Genomic DNA, 1,414 nt, shown 5'->3' on the forward strand with positions numbered 1-1,414 from the left:
CGTGAGGCTATGAATGCCCATTCTTGTGACTTGACTATTCCTGAGCTTATTCCCTTCTTTCAGACCTGAATCCTTACAGTAATCGCAATGGCTGTTTGCGAGGTATTGTCAAGTTTTGCCATGACCAAATTCAGACCAAATCTTCGTTTACCTTGCCCAAATTTGCCCTCAATTGCATTTCTAATCCTCTCATCAGATGCGGCTTGCTTCTTTTTTTCTTTACTCACATTTGCTGGGGGTCTTCCTAGAGGCTGCCCACTAATTCTAATGCCTCTTTCTTTGCACAAAGCTCGGTTCTCTCTTGTACGATAAATACGATCTGCATGAACTGATTCTGGATAGTATCCTGTGAAGCTATGATATGCTTCTACTTGTGCTTTTAAGTCCCCTGATTCGTTGAAATTATCCCAGCTCATCCGGTTTAAGAATACATACCCTTCAAAGCAACTGGCGGATAGTTTGGCTCCAAACTCTACAGTTTTTCCGGCTTTTCCTCTGACTATTGGACGGATGTGGGGTTGACTTAAACTTACTATTCTCTCCTCACTACTCTGTTTATTGTTGCCAAATAACCATTTCTGTTGGCGATAGACTTCTGTGAGGACTAGCAAAGTTTTATATTGCTTTTTATTCAAACCTTCTAGGGTCGCACCTGAATCGATTAGCTGTTCAACATGAGCCAAGTTTCTTTTGATATATTGGAGTTGTTTTTTAATTGCCTGTCTTTTTTTGTTGCGGGATGGTCTTCTTTGTTTGGCTATTAATAAGTAATCTTTTCGGGCGAGATTACGGTAGGTTCTGGGTTTTTTCAGGATTTGGTCTTTGAGCGGTTTATAGAGGATATCTATAATTTTTTCGGTGTGAACTCTGGCTCCGTTTAATAGTCCTAAGTCAGTCGGATAACTAATGTCGGCCGGGGCGCAGGTCGCATCTACGATCAACTTTCCGCGATTGGGTGACTCATTTTTGGCGTCCGAATCCTTTTTTTTTTCGGTCTTAACTGGGGTGGTGGAGCGCATTTTTTTGACCATTCGTTCGTTCACTTTATTAATTAGGTTGGGACTAATACGCCCGTCGAAAGTGAACTAATAGAGATGGGTCAAATGCGATTTCATTACTGTAAGCTAATTGACCGATAAAGTATTGCAAATAGGGGTTTTCCCGGATTTGTTCGACTGTTTCCCTATCGCTAATTCCCAGTTTTTCTTTGATAATTAATGCCCCCAATGCCATCCGAAAGGATTTGGCGGGTGCACCCACTTCTGTGGGGAAGTTTTTAGCATATTCTGCTTCAAATTCTGACCACGGGATAAGTTCGGCCATTTTTACCCAACGGTTAAGCTGTTGAGCATCTAAAACGCATAGTGCATAGTATAATATAATGATATTTAGAAAAAGTCAATGCCTACTAAAA

1 pseudogene is annotated in these 1,414 nt (G+C 41.1%); it reads right to left on the minus strand.

Features of this window, described 5'->3' with window-relative positions:
- Positions 1-77 precede the first annotated feature (77 nt).
- A pseudogene (locus tag QUB33_RS29435) lies at positions 78-1,338 on the minus strand (IS5 family transposase); the annotation flags it as partial.
- Positions 1,339-1,414 lie beyond the last annotated feature (76 nt).

The sequence above is a fragment of the Microcoleus sp. B3-A4 genome (assembly GCF_036705385.1).
Classification (GTDB): domain Bacteria; phylum Cyanobacteriota; class Cyanobacteriia; order Cyanobacteriales; family Microcoleaceae; genus Microcoleus.